This window comes from Ruegeria sp. HKCCA5839, assembly GCF_013035585.1.
GTDB lineage: Bacteria > Pseudomonadota > Alphaproteobacteria > Rhodobacterales > Rhodobacteraceae > Ruegeria.
This window is the reverse complement of the sequence record NZ_WQIE01000022.1, coordinates 1-1,775: the sequence shown is the minus strand read 5'-3', so window position 1 is coordinate 1,775 and position 1,775 is coordinate 1. Positions and strand designations below refer to the sequence as shown.

Annotated in this window: 1 protein-coding gene; it reads right to left on the bottom strand. The window is 62.4% G+C overall.

Annotation, left to right across the window (positions count from 1 at the left end):
* Nucleotides 1–1,775, bottom strand: a 1,775-nt coding sequence (xsc, locus tag GOV38_RS22155) for a sulfoacetaldehyde acetyltransferase (protein ID WP_171210393.1), incomplete at both ends; no start/stop codon positions are given.

The window sequence follows — 1,775 nt, the reverse complement described above, 5'->3', positions numbered from 1 at the left end:
GCCCCGACCTGTGTGCGCATGTCGTCTTTGCTGATGCCTGCGACGGCGACGGGTTTTTTCATGGCGTCGCGGCGGAAGGGCTCGCCCAGTTCCTGGTTCAGCAGCACTTCGATGAAGGTGGTTTTGCCCTCGTCCATCTGGCGCTTGACCGCCTTGTTCAGCTCATCGGTCAGTTCCGCCATCGACGAGACCGCGATGCCTTCGACGCCGCAGGCGCGGGCGATGCCGGCATAGCTGACTTCGGTCGACAGTTCGGTGCCCACGAAGTTGTCGTCAAACCACAGCGTCGTGTTGCGCTTTTCCGCGCCCCACTGATAGTTGCGGAAGATCACCATGGTGATCGCGGGCCAGTCGTCGCGGTTGACCGAGACCATCTCGTTCATCGAGATGCCAAAGGCGCCGTCACCGGCAAACCCCACAACCGGCGTGTCCGGGCAGGCCACTTTCGCCCCGCAAATCGCCGGGAAGCCATAGCCACAGGGGCCAAACAGGCCCGGCGCCAGGTATTTGCGGCCCTCTTCGAAAGACGGATAGGCGTTGCCGATGGCACAGTTGTTGCCGATATCGGACGAGATGATCGCCTCTTTCGGCAGCGCCGCCTGAATCGCCCGCCACGCCATGCGCGGAGACATTTTTTCCGGCTCGCGGCCCCGGGCCCGCTCGTTCCAGCTGGTGCCCGGATCGTCATCCTCGTGGTCCATCGAGGTCAGTTCCTGCGCCCAGGCCGATTTGGTCTTGGCGATGGTGTCCTTGCGCTCGGTCCGGCCCGCGTCGCCAGCACCGTCAGCCAGCTGTGCCAGGATGCCCTGCGCCACTTTCTTGGCGTCGCCCACGATGCCCACGCTGACCGGCTTGGTCAGGCCGATGCGGTCGGGGTTGATATCCACCTGGATGATCTTGGCATCCTTGGGCCAGTAATCGATCCCGTAACCCGGCAGGGTCGAGAACGGGTTCAGACGGGTGCCAAGCGCCAGCACGACATCGGCTTTCGAGATCAGCTCCATCCCCGCTTTCGAGCCGTTATAGCCCAGCGGACCGGCAAACAGAGGGTGGGAGCCGGGGAAGGCGTCATTGTGCTGATAGCCCACGCAGACCGGCGCATCCAGACGTTCGGCCAGCGCCATCGAGTCGCCAATCGCATCGCCCAGAACCACGCCCGCGCCGTTCAGGATGACGGGGAATTTCGCCTCGGACAGCAGTTTCGCCGCCTCGGCCACAGCCTGTTCACCGCCCGAGGGGCGTTCAAACTCGACAACCGCGGGCAGCTCGATATCGATCACCTGGGTCCAGTAGTCGCGCGGGATGTTGATCTGGGCCGGCGCGCTGGCGCGTTTGGCCTGCAGGATCACCCGGTTCAGAACTTCGGCCATGCGCGACGGGTCGCGCACCTCTTCCTGATAGGCCACCATGTCTTCCAGCAGAGCCATCTGCTCGACCTCCTGGAAGCCGCCCTGACCCATGGTCTTGTTGGCCGCCTGCGGGGTCACGATCAGCAAAGGTGTGTGGTTCCAATAGGCGGTCTTGATCGGCGTGACCAGCGAGGTGATGCCGGGGCCGTTCTGCGCCACCATCATCGACATCCGACCCGACGCGCGCGTAAACCCATCCGCCATCATCCCCGCATTGCATTCATGCGCACAGTCAAAAAACTTGATCCCAGCCGCCGGAAACAAATCCGATATCGGCATCATCGCAGAACCAATAATCCCAAAGGCATTATCAATCCCATGCATCTGCAAAACCTTCACAAATGCTTCTTCGGTCGTCATCTTCAT